The 21,406-nt window shown below is 72.3% G+C and carries 17 protein-coding genes; 12 read left to right on the forward strand and 5 right to left on the reverse strand.

The features are described from left to right. The first annotated feature begins 145 nt into the window (after window positions 1-145). The 4 genes from SCATT_RS12690 to SCATT_RS12705 are packed head-to-tail and all read left to right on the forward strand — an operon-like array spanning window position 146 to window position 8,328. Window positions 146-1,732: a TIGR02677 family protein gene (locus tag SCATT_RS12690; protein ID WP_014143452.1), complete on the forward strand. Its 1,587-nt coding sequence runs from the start codon at window positions 146-148 to the stop codon at window positions 1,730-1,732. Beyond that, window positions 1,729-2,919 (forward strand): TIGR02678 family protein, encoded by a 1,191-nt coding sequence (locus SCATT_RS12695; protein ID WP_014143453.1) that lies wholly within the window; start codon window positions 1,729-1,731, stop codon window positions 2,917-2,919. The genes SCATT_RS12690 and SCATT_RS12695 overlap by 4 nt, the downstream gene beginning before the upstream one ends. Next, complete coding sequence (locus SCATT_RS12700; protein ID WP_014143454.1) at window positions 2,916-7,019, forward strand: TIGR02680 family protein; 4,104 nt, start codon at window positions 2,916-2,918, stop codon at window positions 7,017-7,019. The genes SCATT_RS12695 and SCATT_RS12700 overlap by 4 nt, the downstream gene beginning before the upstream one ends. A gap of 7 nt (window positions 7,020-7,026) precedes the next feature. Continuing rightward, the gene (locus SCATT_RS12705) at window positions 7,027-8,328 is read left to right on the forward strand and encodes a TIGR02679 family protein (protein ID WP_014143455.1); all 1,302 of its coding nucleotides are present in this window, start codon (window positions 7,027-7,029) and stop codon (window positions 8,326-8,328) included. Between the two features lie 56 nt (window positions 8,329-8,384). Here the strand turns inward: SCATT_RS12705 and SCATT_RS12710 are convergent, their stop codons facing one another. Then, window positions 8,385-8,873 carry a DUF5994 family protein gene (locus tag SCATT_RS12710; RefSeq protein ID WP_014143456.1) on the reverse strand — a complete coding sequence of 163 codons (489 nt, stop codon included), beginning with the start codon at window positions 8,871-8,873 and terminating at the stop codon, window positions 8,385-8,387. A gap of 269 nt (window positions 8,874-9,142) precedes the next feature. Here SCATT_RS12710 and SCATT_RS12715 point away from each other — a divergent pair, with 269 nt between their 5' ends. The 3 genes from SCATT_RS12715 (at window position 9,143) to SCATT_RS12725 (ending at window position 11,182) form a co-directional block, all read left to right on the forward strand. Beyond that, complete coding sequence (locus SCATT_RS12715) at window positions 9,143-9,403, forward strand: hypothetical protein (RefSeq protein WP_014143457.1); 261 nt, start codon at window positions 9,143-9,145, stop codon at window positions 9,401-9,403. A gap of 26 nt (window positions 9,404-9,429) precedes the next feature. Continuing rightward, entirely contained in the window at window positions 9,430-9,699 is a 270-nt protein-coding gene (locus SCATT_RS12720; protein WP_014143458.1) for a hypothetical protein, read from the forward strand. A gap of 241 nt (window positions 9,700-9,940) precedes the next feature. Then, a complete protein-coding gene (locus SCATT_RS12725) occupies window positions 9,941-11,182 on the forward strand; it encodes a PP2C family protein-serine/threonine phosphatase (RefSeq protein ID WP_014143459.1) in 1,242 nt (413 codons plus the stop codon). A 154-nt stretch (window positions 11,183-11,336) separates the two neighbouring features. Here the strand turns inward: SCATT_RS12725 and SCATT_RS12730 are convergent, their stop codons facing one another. From SCATT_RS12730 to SCATT_RS12740, 3 genes are all read right to left on the reverse strand, one after another. Beyond that, window positions 11,337-11,642, reverse strand: coding sequence for a hypothetical protein (locus SCATT_RS12730; protein ID WP_014143460.1), 306 nt, complete (start codon window positions 11,640-11,642; stop codon window positions 11,337-11,339). Continuing rightward, a complete protein-coding gene (locus SCATT_RS12735; protein WP_014143461.1) occupies window positions 11,642-12,274 on the reverse strand; it encodes a DUF5994 family protein in 633 nt (210 codons plus the stop codon). Before SCATT_RS12735 ends, SCATT_RS12730 begins: the two co-directional genes overlap by 1 nt. A 510-nt stretch (window positions 12,275-12,784) precedes the next feature. Further along, the gene (locus tag SCATT_RS12740) at window positions 12,785-13,759 is read right to left on the reverse strand and encodes a magnesium transporter CorA family protein (RefSeq protein WP_014143462.1); all 975 of its coding nucleotides are present in this window, start codon (window positions 13,757-13,759) and stop codon (window positions 12,785-12,787) included. 298 nt (window positions 13,760-14,057) lie between these two features. On the opposite strand from SCATT_RS12740, the gene SCATT_RS12745 reads away from it, so the two are divergent. The 5 genes from SCATT_RS12745 (at window position 14,058) to SCATT_RS12760 (ending at window position 20,325) form a co-directional block, all read left to right on the forward strand. Beyond that, the gene (locus SCATT_RS12745; RefSeq protein WP_014143463.1) at window positions 14,058-14,414 is read left to right on the forward strand and encodes a PRC-barrel domain-containing protein; all 357 of its coding nucleotides are present in this window, start codon (window positions 14,058-14,060) and stop codon (window positions 14,412-14,414) included. A 35-nt stretch (window positions 14,415-14,449) separates the two neighbouring features. Continuing rightward, complete coding sequence (locus tag SCATT_RS40320; RefSeq protein ID WP_014143464.1) at window positions 14,450-14,581, forward strand: hypothetical protein; 132 nt, start codon at window positions 14,450-14,452, stop codon at window positions 14,579-14,581. 1,482 nt (window positions 14,582-16,063) lie between these two features. Continuing rightward, complete coding sequence (locus SCATT_RS12750) at window positions 16,064-17,026, forward strand: phosphotransferase family protein (RefSeq protein ID WP_014143465.1); 963 nt, start codon at window positions 16,064-16,066, stop codon at window positions 17,024-17,026. Between the two features lie 816 nt (window positions 17,027-17,842). After that, the gene (locus SCATT_RS12755; protein WP_158693796.1) at window positions 17,843-19,747 is read left to right on the forward strand and encodes a copper resistance CopC/CopD family protein; all 1,905 of its coding nucleotides are present in this window, start codon (window positions 17,843-17,845) and stop codon (window positions 19,745-19,747) included. After that, the gene (locus SCATT_RS12760) at window positions 19,744-20,325 is read left to right on the forward strand and encodes a TlpA family protein disulfide reductase (protein ID WP_014143467.1); all 582 of its coding nucleotides are present in this window, start codon (window positions 19,744-19,746) and stop codon (window positions 20,323-20,325) included. Before SCATT_RS12755 ends, SCATT_RS12760 begins: the two co-directional genes overlap by 4 nt. 26 nt (window positions 20,326-20,351) lie before the next feature. Here the strand turns inward: SCATT_RS12760 and SCATT_RS12765 are convergent, their stop codons facing one another. Further along, window positions 20,352-21,122 carry a cytochrome c biogenesis CcdA family protein gene (locus SCATT_RS12765; RefSeq protein WP_014143468.1) on the reverse strand — a complete coding sequence of 257 codons (771 nt, stop codon included), beginning with the start codon at window positions 21,120-21,122 and terminating at the stop codon, window positions 20,352-20,354. Window positions 21,123-21,406 lie beyond the last annotated feature (284 nt).

Consider the following 21,406-nt stretch of genomic DNA (forward strand, 5'->3'; position numbering starts at 1 on the left):
GCGCGCCGCCAGGGCCGAGGTTCTCTGCCTCCTGATCGTGTCGTCGAGGGCCGCAGAAGGCCCAGCTGTGCCGACAGGCGGTCCGGCAACGACGAGTTCCCGGTTCGTGCCCGGGCAGGTGGCGGGGTCTGGGAGACTGGGGCCCGTGTCCGACGCTCCGCCGCCCCAGCCGTTCGCTTATCTGCAGGCGCCGAACGCCGCCCTCTACGGCCAGGTCCTGGCCGTGTTCGCGCAGGCACGGGAGCGGTTCATCGTCCATCTGCGGCCGGAGGACGTGGCCGCGGAGCTGCGCCAGGGCTCCGGCGGCACGGCGGCGGTGCCGGTCGGGACCGAGGCGGTCGGCGCGGCGCTGGAGAAGCTGGTCGAGTGGGGCAACCTCCGTGCGGACGCCGACACCGGCCGGGTGACATCGGTCGAGGACTTCCACCGGGCGCGCTACCTGTACCAGCTCACCCGCCACGGCCAGGCCGCGCTGCGCGCGATGGCCGTGTACGAGCAGGCGCTGGGCCGGCGCGGCGAGTTGCAGTCGGTCGCGCTGGCGGACATCGCCGAGCAGCTGGGCTCGCTGCTGGTCCTCGCGCAGGCGGAGGATCCCGATCCGGCCAAGACCCACCTGCTGCTGCTCCAGATCGCCGAGCGGTTCGGGAGCCTGGCGGACAACGCCCAGGCGTTCATGGCCTCGCTGCGCCGCACCATCGACTTCCAGGACGGCGACGAGGAGGCGTTCATCGCGTACAAGGACCGGCTGGTCGAGTACATCGAGCGTTTCATCGCCGACCTGGCGGGCCGCGGCGCGCAGATCGCGGACCTGCTCACCCGGCTGAACGCGGCCGGCGTGGGGCGCCTGCTCCTGGCGGCCGCCCGCCGGGAGGCCGGTGACGCCGTACCCGACTCGGACGAACCGGAGGCGGAGCTGGCCCGCGCGGAGGCGGCGCAGTCGGCGCTCGTCGCATGGGAGAACCGCTGGCGGGGCCTGGCCGACTGGTTCCTGAGCCGGTCGCCGCGTCAGCCCTCCCAGGCGAAGCTGCTGCGCGGTGCTGCGGTCAGCGCGATCACCGGTCTGATCAACACCGTGGCAGCGCTGAACGAGCGGCGCGGCGGGCGCTCGGATCGGTCGGCCGACTTCCGGGCGCTGGCCCGGTTCTTCGCGCAGGCCGCGGACGACGCGGCCGCCCACCGCCTGTGGCGGGCGGCCTTCGCCCTCACCCCGGCCCGGCATCTGACGGTCGACGCCGCTACCCAGGCGGCCTGGCAGGAGGCGGATCTCGCTGCCACCACGCCGTGGGCCGAGGCCCCGCCGCTGGAGATCAGCCCGCGGCTGCGTGAGACCGGTTCGTACGAGCGGCGCGGTAGGCCGAACCGGGTCGCGGACCGCACCGCGGCGCGGCAGGTGCTGGCCGAGCAGGTCGAGCGGGAGGCCGCCCAGACCACCGCCGCCCGGGCTCGGCTGGCCACCGACGGCCCGGTGCTGCTCTCCGAGCTGGCCGGCCCGGACGGGCTCGACCCGCACGCGTTCCGCTTGTTCCTCGCGGTACTCGGCGACGCGCTGTCGGCCCGGGTGCCGGGGGAGAGCGAGTCCTCGGCCCTCACCGGGGACGGCACGATGGAGGTCCGGCTGAAGCTGGTCGACCCGGACACGACGGTGCGGATCCCGACCGCGGACGGCGTGCTCTGCGGGCCGGAGCACATCATCGAGATCATCGACCTGGCGCCGACGGGAGATGTGGTATGACCGACGCGGACGTTCAGGCCGAGCGGCGCCGGGCCGCCCGCGCGCTGCTCGCCTCACCGCTGATGACCAGCGGAAGCGAGGCCAAAAGAAGTGAGGACTTTCGGCTGGTCCGCAAGCACGCGGGCGAGCTGGCGTCCTGGTTCACCCAGGAGACCGGTTGGCGGCTGGTGGTCGACGCGGGGGCCGCGCGGCTGTACAAGACGCCCGCCCGGCCGGATGACGCGACCCGGCCCGCCCGGGCGCCGCGGACCAGGGTGCCGTTCACCCGCCGCCGCTATGTGCTGCTCTGCCTGGCGCTGGCCGTACTGGAACGGGCCGACGCCCAGATCACCCTGGGCCGGCTGGCCGACGGTGTGCTGACGGCGACCGGCGACCCGGTGCTGGTGGCGGCGGGGATCGAGTTCCGGATGGACCGCCGTGAGGAGCGCTCCGACTTGGTGGCCGCCGTGCGGCTGCTGCTGGAGTGGGGTGTCCTGCACCGGGTGGCGGGCGACGAGGAGGCGTACCTGTCAGAGGCGTCGAACGACGTGCTCTACGACGTGCGGCGGCGCGTCCTGGCCGCCCTGCCGGCCGCGACCCGTGGCCCGTCCACCGTCGAGGCCGCCGCCCCGGACCAGCGGCTGACCCTGCTCACCTCCGACGTCGCGCCCGACACCGAGGAGTTGCGGCTGCGTGCGCTGCGCCACCGGCTCACCCGCAGACTGCTGGACGATCCGGTGGTGTACTACGCCGAGCTGCCGGAGGACGAGCGCGCCTACCTGGTCTCCCAGCGCCACGCGATCACCCGCCGGATCACCGAACTCACCGGCCTGGTCGCGGAGATGCGTGCCGAGGGGATCGCCATGGTCGACCCGGAGGACGAGCTGACCGACCTGCGGATGCCCGAGCAGGGCACCGACGGCCACGCCACCTTGCTGGTCGCCGCCCACCTCGCCACCGCCGACGGCCCCCGCACCGAGCCGCAACTCGTCGAGCTGGTACGGCAACTGGCCGCGCAACACCGCTCGTACTGGCGCAAGGGCGCCGCCGAGCCCGCCGCGGCGGCCGAGTTGCTGTCCCAGGCTCTCGACCGGCTCACCGCCCTCGACCTGGTGACCCGCGAGGGCGGCCACGTCACCGCCAAGCCGGCGCTGGTCCGCTACGCCCTGGCCGCCCCGACCATCCGAAAGGCCCGTTCCCGCGCATGACCGCTCCTCTGCCCGAGCCGACCCGCACCCGCTGGCAGCCGTTGCGCGCCGGGCTGGTCGACCTGTTCTACTACGACGCCGAGGAGTTCCGCTTCCACGACGGGCGGCTGCTGCTGCGCGGCAACAACGGCACCGGCAAGTCCAAGGTGCTCGCGCTCACCCTGCCGTTCCTCCTGGACGGCGAGCTCGCCGCGCACCGGGTCGAACCGGACGGCGACCGCGCCAAGCGGATGGAGTGGAACCTGCTGCTCGGCGGCAAGCACCCGCACGACGAGCGCACCGGCTACACCTGGCTGGAGTTCGGACGGATCGGCGAGGACGGCAAGCCGCAGTACCGGACGGTCGGCTGCGGCCTGAAAGCGGTCAAGGGCCGGGGCATCGCCAAGCACTGGTTCTTCACCACCTCGCTGCGCGTCGGCGCTCAGCTGCCGCTGATGTCCGCCACCCGCGTCCCGTACACCCGGGAGCGGCTGCGCGAGGCGCTGGAGGGCCACGGACTGGTCCACGACACGGCCGCCGAGTACCGCAGGGCGGTGGACGAGCAGCTGTTCGGCCTCGGCCCGGGCCGTTACGAGGCGCTGGTCAACCTGCTGATCCAGCTGCGCCAGCCGCAGCTGTCCAAGAAGCCCGACGAGAAGCTGCTGTCCAAGGCGCTCACCGAGGCCCTGCCGCCGCTCGACCCCGCCCTGGTCGGCGAGGTGGCGGAGGCGTTCCGCGGCCTGGACGAGGAGCGGCACGCCCTCCAGGCGCTCGCCGAGGCATCCGGCGCCGCCGCCGACTTCCTGACGCACTACCGCCGTTACGCGCAGACAGCGGCCAAGCGGCAGGCTGCGGTGCTGCGCGTCGCGCACAGCCGGTACGAGCACCTGGGCCGCGACCTCGGCGAGGCCGAGAGCGAACACACCGCCGCCGAGGAGCGGCTGGGGCAGGCGGAGGCGCGTCTGGCGGAACTGGAGGACGCCCGGGAGACCCTGGCCGCCGCCCGGGACGCGCTCACCCGCAGCCCCGAGATGGACGCCGCCCGTGAGCTGGAACAGGCGGGGAAGACCTCCGAGGCCCTGCGCGCCGTCGCCGACGACCGCACCGGTGCCTGCCGCACCGCGCGCCGCCAGGCCGACGACTGGCAGCGCCGCGCCGCCGCCGCCCACGCCCAGCACGAGACCGACCGGGCCGCCCTCGCCGCGGCCGACGACGCCGCACGCCACGCCGCCGAAGCGGCTGGAATCGACCACGCGCCGGTGGCCGGGACGCTGGAGGGTGACCACGCACCGTTCCAGGACACCCGCCGGGCGGGTGAGCGGGCGGTCGAACGCCGCCGCCAGGCCGTCACCGGCCTGGCCGCGCTGCTCGCCGCGGCCGAGCGGGCGCACGAGCGGTCCCGTACGGCGCAGACCGAAGCCACGCGCCGCTCCGCCGACCTGGAGGCCGCCCGCGAGCGGTCCGCCGAGGCCGCGCGGTCCGTCGCCGAGCAGGGCGCGGCCCTGACCGCGGCCTGGCGTGCCTGGGCCGTCGGCACGACCGAGCTGCGCCTGCCCGACCCCGACCAGGCCCTGGCCGCCCTGGAAGCCTGGACGGACACCCTGGCCGGGCCCGACCCGGTGGCCGAGGCCGCCGCCGCGGCGTACCACGCGGCCGTGGGCGCGCTCACCCGCCGCGAGGCCGGACTCGACGCCGAGCACGCCGCGGTACGGCGTGAACTCGCCGCCGTGGAGGAGGAGATCGCCCGCCTGGAATCCGGCGGCCACGACGCCCCGCCCCTGGCGCACACCCGCGATCCGGGTGCCCGCGCCGGCCGTCCGGGTGCGCCGCTGTGGCGGGCCGTGGACTTCGCCGACGCGGTACCGGCCGAGCACCGTGCCGGGATCGAGGCCGCGCTGGAGGCCGCCGGGTTGCTGGATGCCTGGGTCACCCCGGACGGCACTCTGCTCGACGCCGACGACGCCGTCCTGCTGCCCGGCACCGGGGCTCCCGGCACCAGTCTCGCTGCCGTGCTGCGCCCGGCCGTCGATCGCGCCGACCCGTCGGCCGCCGCCCTCGACGACGCCGCCGTCCGGGCCGCCCTGGCGTCGATCGCCCTCGGCGCGGACACCGACCACCACACCTGGGTCGCCACCTGCGGCCGGTACCGGATCGGCGCCCTGACCGGCCGCTGGACCAAGCCCGCCGCCCACTACATCGGCGAAGGCGCCCGCGAGGCCGCCCGCCGCGCCCGGCTCGCCGAGCTGGCCGACAAGCGCGGTGAACTCGCCTTTCGGCTCAACGAGGTGAGCGAGCAGCTCGCCGCCGTCCGTGACCGGGCCACCGCGCTCGCCGCCGAGCAGCAGAACCAGCCCTCCGACCACGCCCTGCGCGAGGCACACGCCCGCGCCGGACACGAGGCCGAAGCCGTACACCGCCTGACGGACCGGCTGACCGACGCCGAGCGCGAGGCCGCCACCCGTCAGGAGGACGCGGACCGCGCCGACCGGGAAGTCCACGAGTACGCCCAGGACACCGGCCTGCCCACCACCCGCGAGGAGCTCGAACAGGTCCGCGACGCGGTGTCCGGCTACGCCGCCGCCCTCGCCGCGCTGCTTCCGGCCGCCGCCGCCCGGGCTCGCTCCGCCACCCTCGCGGCCGAGACCGCCGCCGAGGCCGAGGCCGCCGCCACCGCTCTCGCCGAGGCCGAGGAGGCCGAGACCGCCGCCCGCCGTACGGCCGACGCGGCGGCCGAGCGCCACCGGGTGCTGGCCGAGACGGTCGGGGCGAGCGTCGAGGAGCTGTACCGGCGGCTGGCCGAGGCCGACGCGGCGATCGCCGCCCGGGACGCCGAGGAGAAGACCACTCGCCGCAGGCGGGACGAGGCCATGACCGCCCGTGCCCGCGCCGAGGGCCGGTGCAGCGAGATCCGCGCCCGGATCGAGGAGGCCACCGCCGAGCGCGACCGGGCCGTGGCCGCCCTGCGGGCCTTCGCCGCCACCGGCCTGCTCGCCGCGGCCCTGCCGGAACTCGCCGTCCCGCCCCTGGACGAGCCCTGGGCCCCCACGCCGGCCGTGGCCCTGGCCCGCACGATCAACCAGGAACTCGACGGCACCGACGACTCCGACCGGCGCTGGGAACTGATCCAGCAGCGGATCTCCGCCGAACACAAGACGCTCACCGACGCCCTCGGCCGCCACGGCCACTCGGTCGGCATGACCCTGCACGACGGCATCATGATCGTCGACGTGGTCTTCCAGGGCCGCACCCACGACGTGCCCGCCCTCGCCGCCTCGCTGCGCGAGGAGGTCGCGCAGCGTACCCGGCTGCTGTCCGCCAAGGAACGCGAACTGCTGGAGAACCACCTCGTCGGTGAGGTCGCGGGAGCCCTCCAGGAACTGATCGCCACCGCCGAGGAACAGGTGCAGGCGATGAACGAGGACCTGGCCGCCCGGCCCACCTCCACCGGCATGACCCTGCGCCTGGTCTGGCAGCCCGCCAAGGACGCGCCTCCCGGTCTGGAGGCCGTCCGCGCCCGCCTGCTGCGCCAGTCCTCCGACGCCTGGACTCCGGCCGACCGGGCGACGGTCGGCGAGTTCCTCCAGGCCCGCATCGCGCAGGACCGCGAGAACAACCCCGGCGACTCCTGGGCCGACCAGCTCACCCGCGCCCTGGACTACCGCACCTGGCACGCGTTCACCATCCAGCGCCGCCAGGACGGCCAGTGGCGCCCGGCGACCGGTCCTGCCTCCGGTGGCGAACGCGTGCTCGCCGCCTCGGTCCCGTTGTTCGCCGCGGCCTCCTCGCACTACTCCTCCGGCAGCCCGCACGCTCCACGCCTGATCGCCCTGGACGAGGCGTTCGCCGGTGTCGACGACGACTCCCGGGCCAAGTGCCTCGGCCTGCTGGCCTCGTTCGACCTGGACGTGGTGATGACCAGCGAACGCGAATGGGCCTGCTACCCGACCGTTCCCGGCATCGCCATCGCACAGCTGAGCCGCCGCGAGGGCATCGACGCCGTCCTGGTCACCCCGTGGCGCTGGGACGGTGTCGCGCGCACCCGCGAGACCCGGGCCGTTCCGTACGTTCCCGTCCAGGCCGCGGCCGCCGGACAGACGCATCCGTCCCTCCTCGAACAGTGAGTGGCCGATGACGGATCTGCCGCGGCTGCGTCGCCTGCTCGGCGGTCCCGAGACCGCCTGGCTGCTGGACCGCGCCCGCGACCGGATGGCCACCGGGCGGCCCCTGGACACCCCCGCCACGCTCAAGGCCGCCACCCCCGAACAACGCCGCGCGATCGAACTGCTGCTCGGCCGCCGACTGCGCTCGGGCAGCTCCCTGACCGTGCCACTGGCCGATGTCGACCGCGTGCTGCGCGCATCGCAGGCCTGCCCGAACGGCCTCGCCGCGGCGGTGGTCGCGCTGACCGGCCCGGTGACCGACCGGCGGGCCCAGGACACCGCCCTCGCGGCCGCCTGGCGACAGGCGCTGGCCGAACTCGACCACCCCGCAATCGCCGCCCGGGCCGAACTCGCGCCCTGGCGAGCCAAGATGGAAGCCACCGGCCTGCTCAAACGCCTCTCCGGAGGCGACCCGGCAACCGCGCGGCGGCTCGCCGTCGACGTCGTACGGGTGCTCTCCGCGCTCCCCGCCGACGGCCTCACCCTCCCCGTCCTCGCCGCCCGTACCCTCGGCGACGCCCACGCCCTGGACGACGGCCGCCCGCTGGCCGCGCTCGTCCTGTCCGCTGTCCGCGCGCTCGCCGCGCTGCCCGCCGAGACGGCCGCCGGCGCCGAGGGCCGCCGAGCCGCCTGGGCCGCCGTCGGAGTGGCGCTGGACGACCTCTCCTCCCGGGTCCTCGTCCTCGGCCTGCCCGGCTCCACCGGGGACACCACCGGCCGCATCCTCGCCGCCGCCCGCGAAGGCGGCGAACCCTGCGTCCTGACGCTCCGCCAGATCGCCGCGGGGCCGCTCGAACTCGGACTGACCGACCACACCACCGTCCACGCCTGTGAGAACCCCGCCGTCCTCGCCGCCGCGGCCGACGAGCTGGGCCCCGGCTGCCCACCGCTGGTCTGCGTGGAAGGCAACCCGTCCGCCGCCGCCCGCACCCTGCTCAGCCACATCGCCGACCAGGGCTACCCGATCGCCTACCACGGCGACTTCGACTGGGGCGGCATCCGCATCGCCACCGGCATCCTGCGCCTGCCGACCGCCGCACCCTGGCGCTACGACGCCCCTTCCTACCTCACCGCCGTCGACCGCGGCCTCGGTACCCCGCTCACCACCGGCATCCCAGCCCCTACCCCCTGGGACCCCGGCCTCGCACTCGCCCTCACCCACCACGCCGTCCGCGTCGAGGAGGAACAGCTCCTCGACCAGCTGCTCGCCGACCTCCACAGCCGCTGCACACGCGCCGACGGCGGCGCGAGGCGGCGTCATCGCGGATGAGGTGGACGCCGTTCGCCGTCGTACAGCAAGGGAGTCCCGGTCCGGGAGGTGCCCGGTCAGCCGGTCTCGTGAAGCCGCTCGCCGGTACCGGCGTCGATGAGGATCTGCCGCGCCGGACTCGCGTTGCCGGGTGCGACCGCCTGCGCCAGCGCGGCGCGCGCGGCCTCCGGTGTCGCTTCCGGCGGGATCACCAGCAGGGAGAAGTGGTCCTGGTCCCCGCGCGTGACGAGCACGGTGCCGTCACCCACCGGGAACGAGTCGACGTGGACCACGCGGTCGTCGACGATCAACCGCGTGGGAAGTTCCTCCCAGTCGGAGGCGTCGAGCCCCACCCGCATCACAGGCCCGAGGTGCTGGGTGAGCGCCATCACGAGTGCGGGCAGCTCCGCTGCGATGTCGCGCGAACGCGGCCACCACGCGCCGTCGAGCGTCCCCTCGCGCGATCGCGTGGTCCCCAGCCGCAGCAGCGCCGTGCCCGGCCGTACGGACGCGTGGATGCCCTCCGGAAGTACTCCGGAGGGCCGCGAGGTAGGGGAATCGTCCATGGCCTGCCGCCTGTCCGTCGTCGAACGCTCCTGGTCGCCGGCGACCAGGGGCCCGCACGTCCACGGTACTGCCGTCGTGGCAGGGCGACGGCGGTCGGGAAGGCGGCCGATCGCCGCGGACGCGGTGGCGGCCCCGCCGCGGCTCACCCACACTGGAAGCAGGGACCGCACCCGGACCACCGCCTGCCCCGGCGACCAGCGCCGCGCTCACCACCGGAACCGTACGTCCGGTCCGGCCCCCGACCGGAGGTGACCGAGGTGACCGCACGATGACCGACCAGCAGTTGCCCACGGCCGGTCACGCCGATGTCCGGGTGATCGCCGCGACGCCCGAGGTCGCCCGCGCAGTGGTGGAGATCCTGCGCCGCTGCTTCGCCACGACGGAGCAACGCAGCTACCCCGCGGGCCACGACGGCGCCACCCGCCTCCACCTCACGGTGGACACCACACGAGCGGCCGGCCCGGCCCGCGCCTGGCTCGCCCCCGGTCCGACCTCCGCCGGACAGCGGCCGCAGCAGGACGAGTCCTGACCCACCGGCCCGAGGGAGTGGCGATCATGGCAACGCTTCGGGAACGCAGGCAGTACCGGGAGGCCGTCCTGCGCGCCCTCTACCTGGCGGTCACCGACAACCGCACGAGCCTGAGCGGAGACGCACTCCGAGAGGCGGTGGACCTGCCCGGGCAGGACCTCGCGGCCGCGTGCCGCTATCTGGCGGACGAGGGGCTCATCTCGGTCGACTGGACATCACACCGCACCCCCACCACGGTGACGCTCACACACGAAGGACTGCGGCACATGGAGACGGAAGAGGACCGGGAAGGCTGAGCACTCCCAGCCCACCGACGGCCGTCTTCCGGCCTCCGCCACCTGGCTCCGGACGTGAGACGTATTCTCGCCCACCTGTGGCACAGCAGCGGCCGACGGGGGTGCGGGTGCGCCAGAGACGGGCCCGCCGCGCCCACGATGTCCGACGACCGATGGGCCTGCGGCCGGACAAGCCTTCGGGGGCGTGCGCGCGTTGTCGTTCCGAGGAGAGTGGCGGGCGGGCGTGATGGAATGACGGACTATGGCTGAGCATGCGCGGGAGCGCGACAAGGTCGCGGTCGACCGTTCCGAGGGCTTCGGCGAGCGGCTGCTGGGACTGCTGCTCGACCGCGCTCACGAGATGCCCCCGCAACTGATCGCTCCGCTGATCGCGGAAGAGGTCGGCAGGGTCGGCGGGCGCCACGTCTCGGTGTTCCTGCAGGACTACGAGCAGCTGATGCTGGTGCCGCTGCCCGGCAGGCGCCTGGTGGCCGGTGAGCCGGAACCGATCGCCGGCTCCCCTGCGGGCAGGGCGTTCCTGCAGGCGGCGCCGGTCGAGGTGCCGCAGGCCGACGGTGTGCGGTTGTACCTGCCGCTGCTGGACGGCAGTGACCAGGTGGGCGTGATGGCCCTCACCATGGACTCGCCGGACGACGACGACCGGCGGTTGCTGCGGCGGCTCGCCGGGCTGGTGGCGGACATGATGGTCACCAAGGACAGTTACACCGACCAGTTCACCCGGGCCCGGCGCAGGGGAACGATGAGCGTGGCGGCCGAGATCCAGTGGTCCCTGCTGCCCCCGCTGATGATGTCGGTCCCGCAGGTCGAGGTGGCGGGGATCCTGGAGCCTGCCTACGAGGTGGCCGGTGACAGTTTCGACTACGCGCTCAACGACGACATCCTGCACGTGGGTGTCATCGACGCGATGGGTCACGGACTGACCGCCGCGGTGATGGCGACGGCCGCCATCGGCGCGTACCGCCACGCCAGGCGGGCGAACGTCGGGCTGTCCGAGACCTACGCGTTCATGGACCGGGTCATCGCCGAGCAGTTCGGTCCCGAGCACTTCGTCACCGCGCAGATGATGCGTCTCAACACGACGACCGGCCACCTGCAATGGGTGAACGCCGGCCATCCGGCACCGCTGTTGATCCGGGACCACGACGTCATCCGACATCTGGAGAGCGCAACGACCCTGCCGGTGGGATTCGGCGGTGAGGAACCCAGGATCAGCGAACATATGCTCCGTCGAGGCGACCGGGTGCTGTGCTTCACCGACGGCATCATCGAGGAGCACACGGCCGGAGGCGAACAGTTCGGACTGGAGCACCTGATCGATGTCGTCAAGCGCGTTGGTCGCGACCAGACCGGCGTCCGCGCGATGGTGCGTGCCCTTTCCCACACCCTGAAGGGCGCTCGGGGCGGGGTGACGAGTGACGACGCAACCGTCTTCCTCATCGAGTGGCGGGGCGGGAGCGCCGAACACCTGGTGACCGTGCCGTAGGAGTGTCGCTCCGGGTGCGGTCCGTCGCCGGTCATGGGCCGTCTGCCCCGTCACCGCTTTCACGGACCGCGCTCGTCCGGCGCTCCCGGCACGCCGCCGCGTGCGCCTCGCCCGCCCGGGCCGAACGTCGGCCTCGCGCGTCTTGGCGCCGGCCTCACGCTCTGTGGTGCTCTTTGTGGTGCCGGGCCCGCGCCGTCCGGCTCCCCGCGCGGAGCCTGCCCCGGCCGCCGTCACGGTGGTCGCGGCGGGCGTCGTCGCGGGCGGGTGGAATGCCCGCCAGCCCGGTGTTCCGAGTGGTCGAGGCGACCGACTCGGCGGGCCGTGCGCCGGGGTCGGGCAGGAATCGCGCGTAGGGGTGAACGGCGACGCCTTCGGCTTGCTGGGCGTTGAGCAGACTGATCACAAGTGCTCCCAGGGCGATCATCGCGAGAATGACCGCCACGGTGACGAGGGTTGTCATCACGCCCGCCTCCCTGCCACCGGGCGGCTGAGAACGGCCGGTGCCGCGGGCGGTGCGGGGACGGGGGCGAGGTGCCCGCCTTCGGCCTCCCACTCCTCCGCAGCGGTCTCCTCCCGGCCGCGTTCGGCTTCAGCGGCGCTCCGTGCCGCTTCCCTCGCCATGAGGGTGGTGGCGGTGAGCGCGTTGTACGGGTCGGCCGCCGCGGACATCAGCCGGGCCGCCGCGGCGGCATCGGTCTGCGGCGGGACCACCAGCAGGTCCCTGCGGCCCGCGGCCTCGCAGATGATCAGCAGTTTGTGCGGCTCCTGCTCGGCGGTAAACCAGCCCACCTTCACCAGGTGCCCGTTGACCGGCACCTTCCGCGGGATGACCGGCCAGAACTGGGGATTGACCGAGACGCGGGTGACGCGACCCCACAGACTGTCCAACGCCTCTGACAGCGCGGGAAGTTCGTGCTCCAGGCTGCGGGAGCGGGGCCACCACGCGCCGTCGAGGGGGCCGGGCCTGGCTGCGGTGCTGCGCGGGTTCACGGATGCGCGTGCGGCAGCAGCCCGTGCGGTGCCCCAGTGATTGCCGGGGTGATCGTTGGGGTTGTCGTTCGGTGCCGCCGTGCGGTCGGTGGTCGTGGTCATGTCGCGGACCTGTCCCCGGGCGCTTTCCGCGGCCCGGTGTTTTCTGCGCCGAGAGCGACACCGACACGGAAGTCGATATACGAGGTGTCCCCGGTACTTTTCAGCCTACTCCGGTCACGGACCGATCAGCCGGGTCGGTGAACCAGAAATTTCTGCCGACGGTTCAACTCTTGATCGAACGACAGGTCCCCCCGGTTGGTTTCACTGCCTCCTGAGGCATCACCGCAGTTCACCGCGGTCGCCTGCGGTTCGGGAGCCCGGCGAGCCGGAAAGCGTCAGGGGAGATCCAGACCCGCTGGAAGAAGATCCGGCCACAAGGGGAAAAAGAAAAATGAGCAGAATGCCCCACCGCTGGTCAAGCGGGCACCGGTGGAGTAATTTGAGAGGTGGATCGCATGCGCTCACGTACGGCGATCCGGAAGGGGCGACCCCGGTGCGTACGCATCGGGGCCGTTTTTCGTCGGCCGGCACGGTACGGCCTCGGGTCGGCCTGCCTTCGCCGAGTCGGCGTCAGATCCAGTCCTTGTGCTTGAAGACGACGTACAGCAGCACCGACAGCACCACGATGAGGGCCGTGGACAGGATGAATCCCCACTGGCGGGCGAATCCCGGATACGGGAGGTTCTGCCCGTAGAAGCCGGTGATCGCGGTGGGAACCGCGATGATCGCCGCCCAGCTGGTGACCTTCTTCATGATGACGTTGACCCGGTTGGCCTGCACGGACAGGTTGGTTTCCACCACCGAGTTCATCAGGTCTCGCAGGGATTCGGTCCACTCGGTGACGCGCAGGACGTGATCGTAGACGTCCTGGTAGTAGGGCGTGAGCGGCTCGGTCACCACAGGCCGTCCGGATCGCATGAGCGCGTTGACCACTTCGCGCATCGGCAGCACCACACGGCGCAGTCCCACCAGGGACTTCCGCAGCGCGTACAGGCGGCGCTGCACCGTCTGGATCTGCTTCCGCCCCTCCTCGAAGAGCAGTTCCTCCAGATTCTCGATGGCATCGTCCAGTCGCTGGACGGCCGTGAAGTGCCCGTCGACGAGGTGGTCCAGCAAGCCGTGCAGCAGGAAGCCCACCCCGTGCCCAGCCAGCTCCGGGGCCTGGTCCCACCGCGCGATCACGTCGTCCACGACCAGCCCGTCGTCCTTGCGAACCGTGATCAGTGCCTGGCTGGTCAGGAACACCGCGACTTCACTCACCAGGAGCTCCGCGCTGTCCGCGGCGACGGTGACGGCGTAGGCGCTGAGAAAGTCGTGCGTGCGATAACGGTCCAGCTTGGGGCGCTGGCCCTCGTGCAGGGCGTCCTCCACGGCCAGCTCATGGAGCCCGAACTCCTCCCTGACCATGGCGAAGTCGGCCGGTCCCGGCCGGTGAAGATCCAGCCACACCACCGACCCGGGGTCGGCGAGGTGCGCGGAGATCTCCTGGACCGGAAAGTCCTCGGCGACCAGGGAGCCGTTGCGGTACAACCGGGTACGCGCCATGGCGCAGAGCGTAGCCAGCAGCCGTCCCGCGCTTCCGGTGCCGATAGGCTCGCCGTCCGGATTCCATCGGATGCCGGATGCCGCCAACCTTGACCACGGCGGATCCGGGGCAGGACGGCTGACGACCTCTCTGACGGCACCGCCGCTTGACAGCCGGCCGTCGAGACTCGGCCGCGCGAGGGCCGGAGCGGACACTTCCCGGATAGCCTCGAAGGGCAACGGGCTACCGGTCGCGACAGGTGACTGTCTGCGGTTACTCGCGTCTGGCCGGCTCAACCGCTGAGGAAGGAAGCAGGCCATGATCCACTCAGCCGATATCCGGGAGTGGTGCAACCGCACCGTCGTCGACCCGAAGGACCGCAAGATCGGTGTACTCGAAGCGATCTACGTGGACACCACCACCGACGAGCCGGCCATGGCCACCGTCCGCACCGGGCTGCCCACGCGTCACCAGCTGTCGTTCGTCCCTCTCGGCGAGGTGCTCCTCGGGCCGGACTACATCAAGGTCTCCTACTCCAGAGCGCTGGTGAAGAAGGCACCCTCGGTCGGCATGGACGACATCCTGCCCGCCGAGGCAGAGGAGGTGATCTTCCGCTACTACGGCATGCCCTACCAGCCGGGTACAGGCGGCGAGCGGCAACTCGCCCGCCGCTGACCGCCCGTGCTCAGCCGACAGGAGGTGCTCCCGCCATGGCCGTCTTCCTCTTCCTCGTCCTGGTGGCCGTCGCGTTGGGAATCATCGGCATTGTCGCCTTCGTCATCGCTTCGGCCGTCACCGGCATGCGCTGGTCGCGCCGCGCTGGTCACCGCCCCGCCCGCTGACACACGACACGCCCTCAGCGGTGCCGCTCTCCCGTTGCGGCGGTCGTCGCCGTGCCCAGCTCGGGGAACCGGGACTGCCCAACGCACCTCACGCGGGCGGGAAGTAAGGGTCCGCCCGGACTCGCCCCGGCCTACCCGCAGGTCTGGCCAACGCGACGACGTGACGAACTGGAATGTGCCGGCGACTGGGGATCGCGTGCCTGGACATCCCGGGCCACGGCGGGGTCCACGTCTCGGCGGATCGGTGCCGAGCCGCAGCGCGGCGCCGGTACCGCCACATGACGAGCCCCGTGTCGTCTCGCCTCACCGCAAGACGGCCGCCCTGCCTTTCCGCACGCCCGGCCGCCCGTCCCCTCTCTTCGGACGTACCCGATCCTTCATTCATCCCCGTCGACCGCTCTGTGCGTCAGCGTCGGCCCCGACCATCGCTGTGCCGTGATGGGCTCGGCCGAGCTGACGGCATCTGCGGTGGTCTGCATCGTCCGAGCCCGCGTACTTGTAGACGGACGACAACGCGTCGCATCTGTTCGCTCCTCCGGTCGGTCCCCTGCTCCTGCTCCAGTTGCAGCGCCCGTGCACTCTCGTCCACCGCCCGTCCACCGGAGCCCGTACAGCTTGAACGATCAAAACTGGCTGTCGCCGGGAAATGGCCAGGTCAGGACCCCTGGCTGTACAGCTTCGCCACTGAAACCAAAACCGCTGGCCTACGCATTGCGACGCATAGAACGAGAGTGTCCGATCTGAGCGTTTTCCATGGTCAAGGCAACGAAAAAACCGCAGGTCAAAGGCATGACCTGCGGTTTACCTACGAGCCGCCTGAGGGAATCGAACCCTCGACCTACGCATTACGAGACCATGAGCGTTCGTGTTGCGTGGTGCCTCGTCGTGCCGTGCGGTGACGTTTTTCCTGATCAGAGAATGTGCAACAGGTTGACCCATGCCACCCCGTGATGCACCGTCCAAAGGCATCTGTCCACCGGCTGTCCACCGAAGGGGTTGCAGCCGACCAACCAGCGAGACTGGAGCCGGGCTTGCGACGACACTGTCAACCAGTCAGAGAGACGAACGGAGGTCACTGTAGGACCTCCACAAGCGCCCCTTCGCTGGGGTTCCGGCACCGTATCGCCCTGCTCGAGTGCCGGGCGCCGGAGCCCGCGAAGGAGCAGCCGCGTCTGCATCCTGTATCGCTCGGCCCGGTGACTGTCAGGGCGCCGCTTTCGCTTCCGTTGGCGTGTAGCGATCCAGGCTCCTCGATGTGAATGCCGCTCCTTCGTCTCCTGACAGCGGCCAAGATAATTTCCCCACGTACGGCCAACAACTCCCCGCTGCCGGCCCCCACCTGCGGCCAGTTCAGCTCCCCACTTCCTGCACGTTGGACACGGTGCGTAGCTGCCGGGGGCGCACTCCTGGGTACCGGCTTGTAATGCCGCTTGGTACCCCACGCCGGAAGCTCTACGGTTGTGGCGTGGCGGGATACCGAAGATGAGGTGGCTGGCTGAGTGTTCAGCCGAGGCGCTCGGCGATGCGCTGCGGGTCGTGGCACCGGAGCTGAACGGATATCCGGTGACGGTACCTGCATCGGCGGGCGGCGACCCGCTGTGGCACAAGGCCAGCGCAATCGTCGGTGAGCAGTTCGTCGTGAAGTTCGCCTGGTCGCGTCCTGCCGCCCTCCGCCTGGCGCGGGAGATCGCGGTCCTGGATGCACTGTCGCGCGCGTCGGCGGTCCCGTTCTTGCCCGAGGTCGTCGTCGGCAGCACCGACCCCTTGTTGTTGATCACCAGGCTCGTGCCCGGGGCGTCCCTGTTCAAGGTCGTCGACTCGATCGACCGGGACCAGGCCGGCAGGCAGCTGGCGCGGTTCTTGGCGGCCCTGCACGACCCGTCAGCCGGCGAGCGTGTCCAGGCCGCCGTCGGTCGGCTCACCGGCGCTCAGCTCCCGCCGGCCACCACCACAGCCCTGCGCCAGCGGTTGGCACGATGGATCCAGCCGGAGCAGCACCGTACTGTCATGCGCTGGTGCGACTGGGCCGACGCCGTGCTGGCCTGCCCCGGCCCCGCCGTGCTGGTCCACGGCGACCTGCACGGCGACAACCAGGTATGGGACCACGACGAGCTCCGGCTGGTGGTGGACTTCGAGACCATCGGGGCCGCCGAACCAGAGTATGAACTGCGCGCCCTTCCCGGTCCCGGGATGGGACCAGGGGTGGAGCTGCTGACCGCCGCCATGCGTCACTACCGGCAGATCACCGGACGGCAGCTTTCTCCCGAGCGGGCGATGGCCTGGCATCTGCGCAACGCCCTCAGCGACGCACTGTGGCGCAGCGAGGCCAACATTCCCCTGCCCGACCATCGGACACCATCGCAGTGGGTGGACGACCTGTCCGCCCGCTTCACCGCGCTCGACATCGACCCTGAGGCGTCACCCCAACTACCCAGCCGGACATGATGCCGCGCCGACGTCCAGTCCGACCCCGCCCCCTGACCCGGCAGAGGTTGGACCATGCAACCGGGATAACTGATTTCCGTCACTGACGGTGACACTTTCCACGGCCACTTGACTCCCCGTCAGGTGGCCGTGGGCGGGGAAAGCTAACTGGCCACCTACAGTCTCCGCGGTCAGCCGGTTGCAGGATCTCCTTAGCGACGGTCACCGGGGTGCGGCCCTCCCGGCGGATGGAGGTCAGCAGTTCGACGTCGGCCTGGTCGTAGAGCCGGTCGCCGTCCGCTCGGCGTCTGGCAGCAGGCGCAGCCCCTTACCGCCTCGGGGATCAGCCCCACCGCGCGGGCAGCCTTTCCCATGGTCAGTCCTGGTATCGACACGGCGTTCAGCCTGCAGTGGGTCATGAATGCAAAGGGCTTCACCCTGCGAAGCCTTGCTGAGAACGTCGATGGTCACATGACGCCAGTTGCTCGCTACTTGTACTTGCCGGGCCTTGGCCAGCAGGGCAGCCTGCGCCAGCCATCGCACGAGCCGACAGCTCATGAGTACCGCGTTCGCCGGGGCCGCCGCCATCGAGAAGCGCGCGGGCGCCCTTCGTGCAGCACAGGGGACCACCAAGCATCCCTATCGAGCCGACGGCCGGGAGGCCCCCCACCGAGGGACGCCGCACACTCTCGCCTATTCTCCTTAGGAGATCGGCGGCGGGCTCCTCCGCCGCCGGAGACAGCGAGCCGGGAAGGCCCCCTGAACGTGAAAGAACACTTGCGCCCACGTGGGGTCGCGGCGCGTCTGCGGCGCCGCGTGGCCGCGCTGGCGGCTGGCGTGGTGGCTGTGCTCGGGCTGGTGCTGGCAGCGGCTCCGGCGGCCTCGGCGCACGCGTCGTTGCTGTTCACCACGCCGACGGTGGGCAGCAGTGTGCCGACGTCGCCGAAGGCCCTGACGTTGATCTTCGACCAGCCGGTGGCGCTGAGCGGCCCGACGGTGCGGCTGGCCGGGCCCTCCGGGGCGGCGGCCGGGGTCGGCGCGGTGACGCGGGGGCAGGGTGGCAGCGTGCTGACCGCTCCGGTGCGCGGCACTCTCGCACCCGGGGTGTACACGGTTACCTGGCAGGTGGTGGCGCAGGACGGGGATGTGATCACCAACAGCTACCGGTTCGCGGTCGGTCCGGCCGCTGCCGGGGCACTGTCGGCCGGGGGGACTGGCTCGGCGGCGACCGCCGGGCGGGGGGCGACGACCGTGCTGCGCTGGGTGCTGTTCGCGGCGCTGGCACTGGTGCTCGGTGAGGCGGCGGCCGTGTGGCGGGTGCGCGGGCACAGGCCGCAGGGGGCGCCGCTGCCGCGCCGGTGGGCGCTGCCTGGGGTGGGCGCTGGGTTGCTGGCGGCCCTCGGGCTGGTGGCGTTGATCGTCGGGAACGGCAGCCTGCTGGCGGCCGTTTCGCATCCGGATTTGGGGCAGGCGCGGTCGCGTCCGGGAGTGCTGGCGCTGGTCGAGGCCGACGCGTTCGCGGTGGCGGCGGGGGTGGGGTTGCGGTGGCGGCGCCGAGCGTGGCTTCCGCTGCCGGTGGTGGTGGTCGTCGAGGGGCTGCGGGCGCATCCGCAGGCGTTTGCGCCGGGCTGGGGCGTGATGGCCACGGTGGTGCACGTGACTGCGGCCGCGGTGTGGGCGGGGGCGCTGGTGTACGTGCTCCGCTGCGCGCTGGCCTGGAGGGGCACGCCTGGCGCGGCCCGAGAGGCGGTCGACGGCTACGCACGCCTGGCTGCCTGGCTGTTCGCTACCGTGGTGGCCACCGGCACGCTGAACGCGGTGGCGGTGGTGCCGCTGTCGAAGGTGGTGTCCACCGGTTACGGGCGGCTGCTCCTGGTCAAGCTGGCGGTGGTGGCGCTGGCGGCAGGTTGTGCGCTGGCCGCGCGGTTGCGGCTGCGCGACGGCAGGGTCGGGGTGCGGCCGATGCGGGCAGAGGCCGTGCTGTTGGCCGGGGTGCTGGCGGTGACGGCGGCGTTGACCGCTGCCGCGCCGCCTCGGCAGGCCGGCGGTGCGCTGCCGGCGGCGCCGCCCGTTTCCGGGCCGGTGGTGCCGTTGGGGGCGCGGGCCGGGCTGATCGGGGTGAGCGTGACGGCCAGCGCCGGGCAGGTGGTGGTGCAGCTGACCGCGCCGGGCGCGGACGCGCCGGGAGCGGATGCGGGCTACCGGCTGTCGGCGACGCTCGCTGACCCGTCCGGTCGGCAGCGCACCCTGGCGCTGCGCGGCTGCGGCACTGGCTGCTTCGTCTCCCCGGTCACGTGGCGGATGGGCGCCAGCCATCTCACCCTGCGCGCCGCCTCGCGCCACTGGGCGGGCGGCGCGGCCTCGGTGTCGGTGCCCTGGCCCGCCCACGCCGACCCGCAGGCGCTGGTCCGCCTGGCCCGGCAGCTGAGGCAGTCCGGTGCGTTCACCCTGTACGAACGGGTCACCAGCGACACCGCCCAGGGCCCGGGCATCCCGCACAGCATCCCGACCACCGGGGCACGGTTCCTGGCCGGCGAGCCGTTCAGCGGGGGCCGGGCGGCCGCCGTCGACAGCGTGCGCAATCCGGACGGCACCACGACACTGCTGCTCGGCTTCCCGGCCGACCGGGTCCAGATCGAGCTGATCCTGGACAGCACGGGGCGGCCGGTGCGCGAGTCCCTCACCGACGCCAACCACCTGACCACCCGCACGTTCATCTACCCGGAGAAGGGCGAGGGATGAGGATGCGCCGGCGTACCCGCACCGTGGCGGTGGCTGTTGCGGTGGCCGTCGTGGCGGTCCTGGGCACATTCGGCGTGCGGCAGCTGCGGCACGCCGACGCTGGCTCCGCGGCGACAGTCACCCAGACCCGCCGGGTGCTGCCCGCCGCCCAGCGGCCCGCCGCGCCGGTGCTGGACGGCCGCACCCTGACCGGAGCACGGCTGTCCACCGCCGACTGGCAAGGGAAGATCATCGTGGTGAACTTCTGGGGTTCCTGGTGCGCGCCGTGCCGCAAGGAAGCCCCCGCCCTGCGCCGGATCTCCGCCGAAAGCTACGCGCAGGGCGTGCGGTTCGTCGGGGTCGACATCCGCGACAGCCAGGCGAACGGGTCGTCCTTCGAGAAGGACCACCGGATCACCTATCCCAGCTTCGACGACCCGGACGCCACCTTGTCGCTGCGGTTTCACGCCCTGGCCCCGCAGGCCACCCCGTCCACGTATGTCTTCGACCGGATGGGGCGGATCGCGGCGGTGTTCTTCGGGGCCACCACCTACGACGAGCTGAACTCGGCTGTCGAACTCGTCGTTGAGAAGGGCTGAACCGAGCGGCGCCGCGGCGCGGTTGCTCACAGGGAGAGCTGGTAGCCAGCGACCCAGTAGCGGAGCATGCCGGTGAAGTAGTCCCAGATTCCGGTGACCTGCATGAGGCCGACGACGATGAGCATGGCGCCGCCAATGCGCATGATGGTGCGGGCGTGGCGGCGGGCGAAGCCGAACACCCGGAGGGCGCGGCGGAAGGCGAGCGCGGCCAGCAGGAACGGGATGCCGATGCCGAGGGCGTAGATGAAGGCGAGCAGTGCGCCGCGTCCGGCGGAGCCGGTGGTGACCGACAGGCTGAGCACGGCGGCCAGGGTGGGGCCGATGCAGGGGGTCCAGCCGAGCCCGAACATCACGCCCAGCAGCGGCGCCCCGGCCAGCCCGGCCCTGGGGCTGTACGAGAGGCGGAGGGTTCGTCCGGCCAGGGGGATGCGTTCGAAGGCGCCCAGGAACAGCAGCCCGAGCAGGATGGTCAGCGATCCGAGCGTGATGGCCAGGCCCCGCTGGTGGGCCAGCAGCAGGGTGCCCGCGGCGCCGAGCGCCGCGCCGTAGCTGGCGAACAGCGCGGAGAATCCAAGTACAAACAGCGCGGTGCCCGCCACCATCCTGCCCCGCCCGGTGCCCTCGCCGTCGGCGGCGTGCACGTCGGCGGCGGACATGCCGGTGGTGTAGGAGAGGTAGCCGGGCACCAGCGGCAGGCAGCACGGGGAGAAGAACGACACCGCCCCCGCCGCCAGCGCCAGCGGCGCCGCGATCAGCAGCGGGCCGCTGGTGACGAGCTGCGAGACGCCCTCGCTCATGACACATCCTCCAGGCCGGGAACCATACGAGGCCGCGACCCGAGGCGCCGCAGACTGGCTCCTAATGTACTTAGGCGATTCCGGCGCGAGAAACGGGGGTGCTCTGCGATGCAGGATTTCCGCTTCCTGCCCGGCTTAGGTGGGCTTTACATGGGGACGCGTCGCCCGCACCGCAGTCGCCGCCCTGGCCACGACCCTGCTGGCGGCCGGGTGCTACATGCCCCGTCGGCGGCTCGGGATGTCGGCCACTCCGCGGGTGCTGCAGCGTTGCTTTCATGTGGAGA

Source organism: Streptantibioticus cattleyicolor NRRL 8057 = DSM 46488 (genome assembly GCF_000240165.1).
GTDB lineage: Bacteria > Actinomycetota > Actinomycetes > Streptomycetales > Streptomycetaceae > Streptantibioticus > Streptantibioticus cattleyicolor.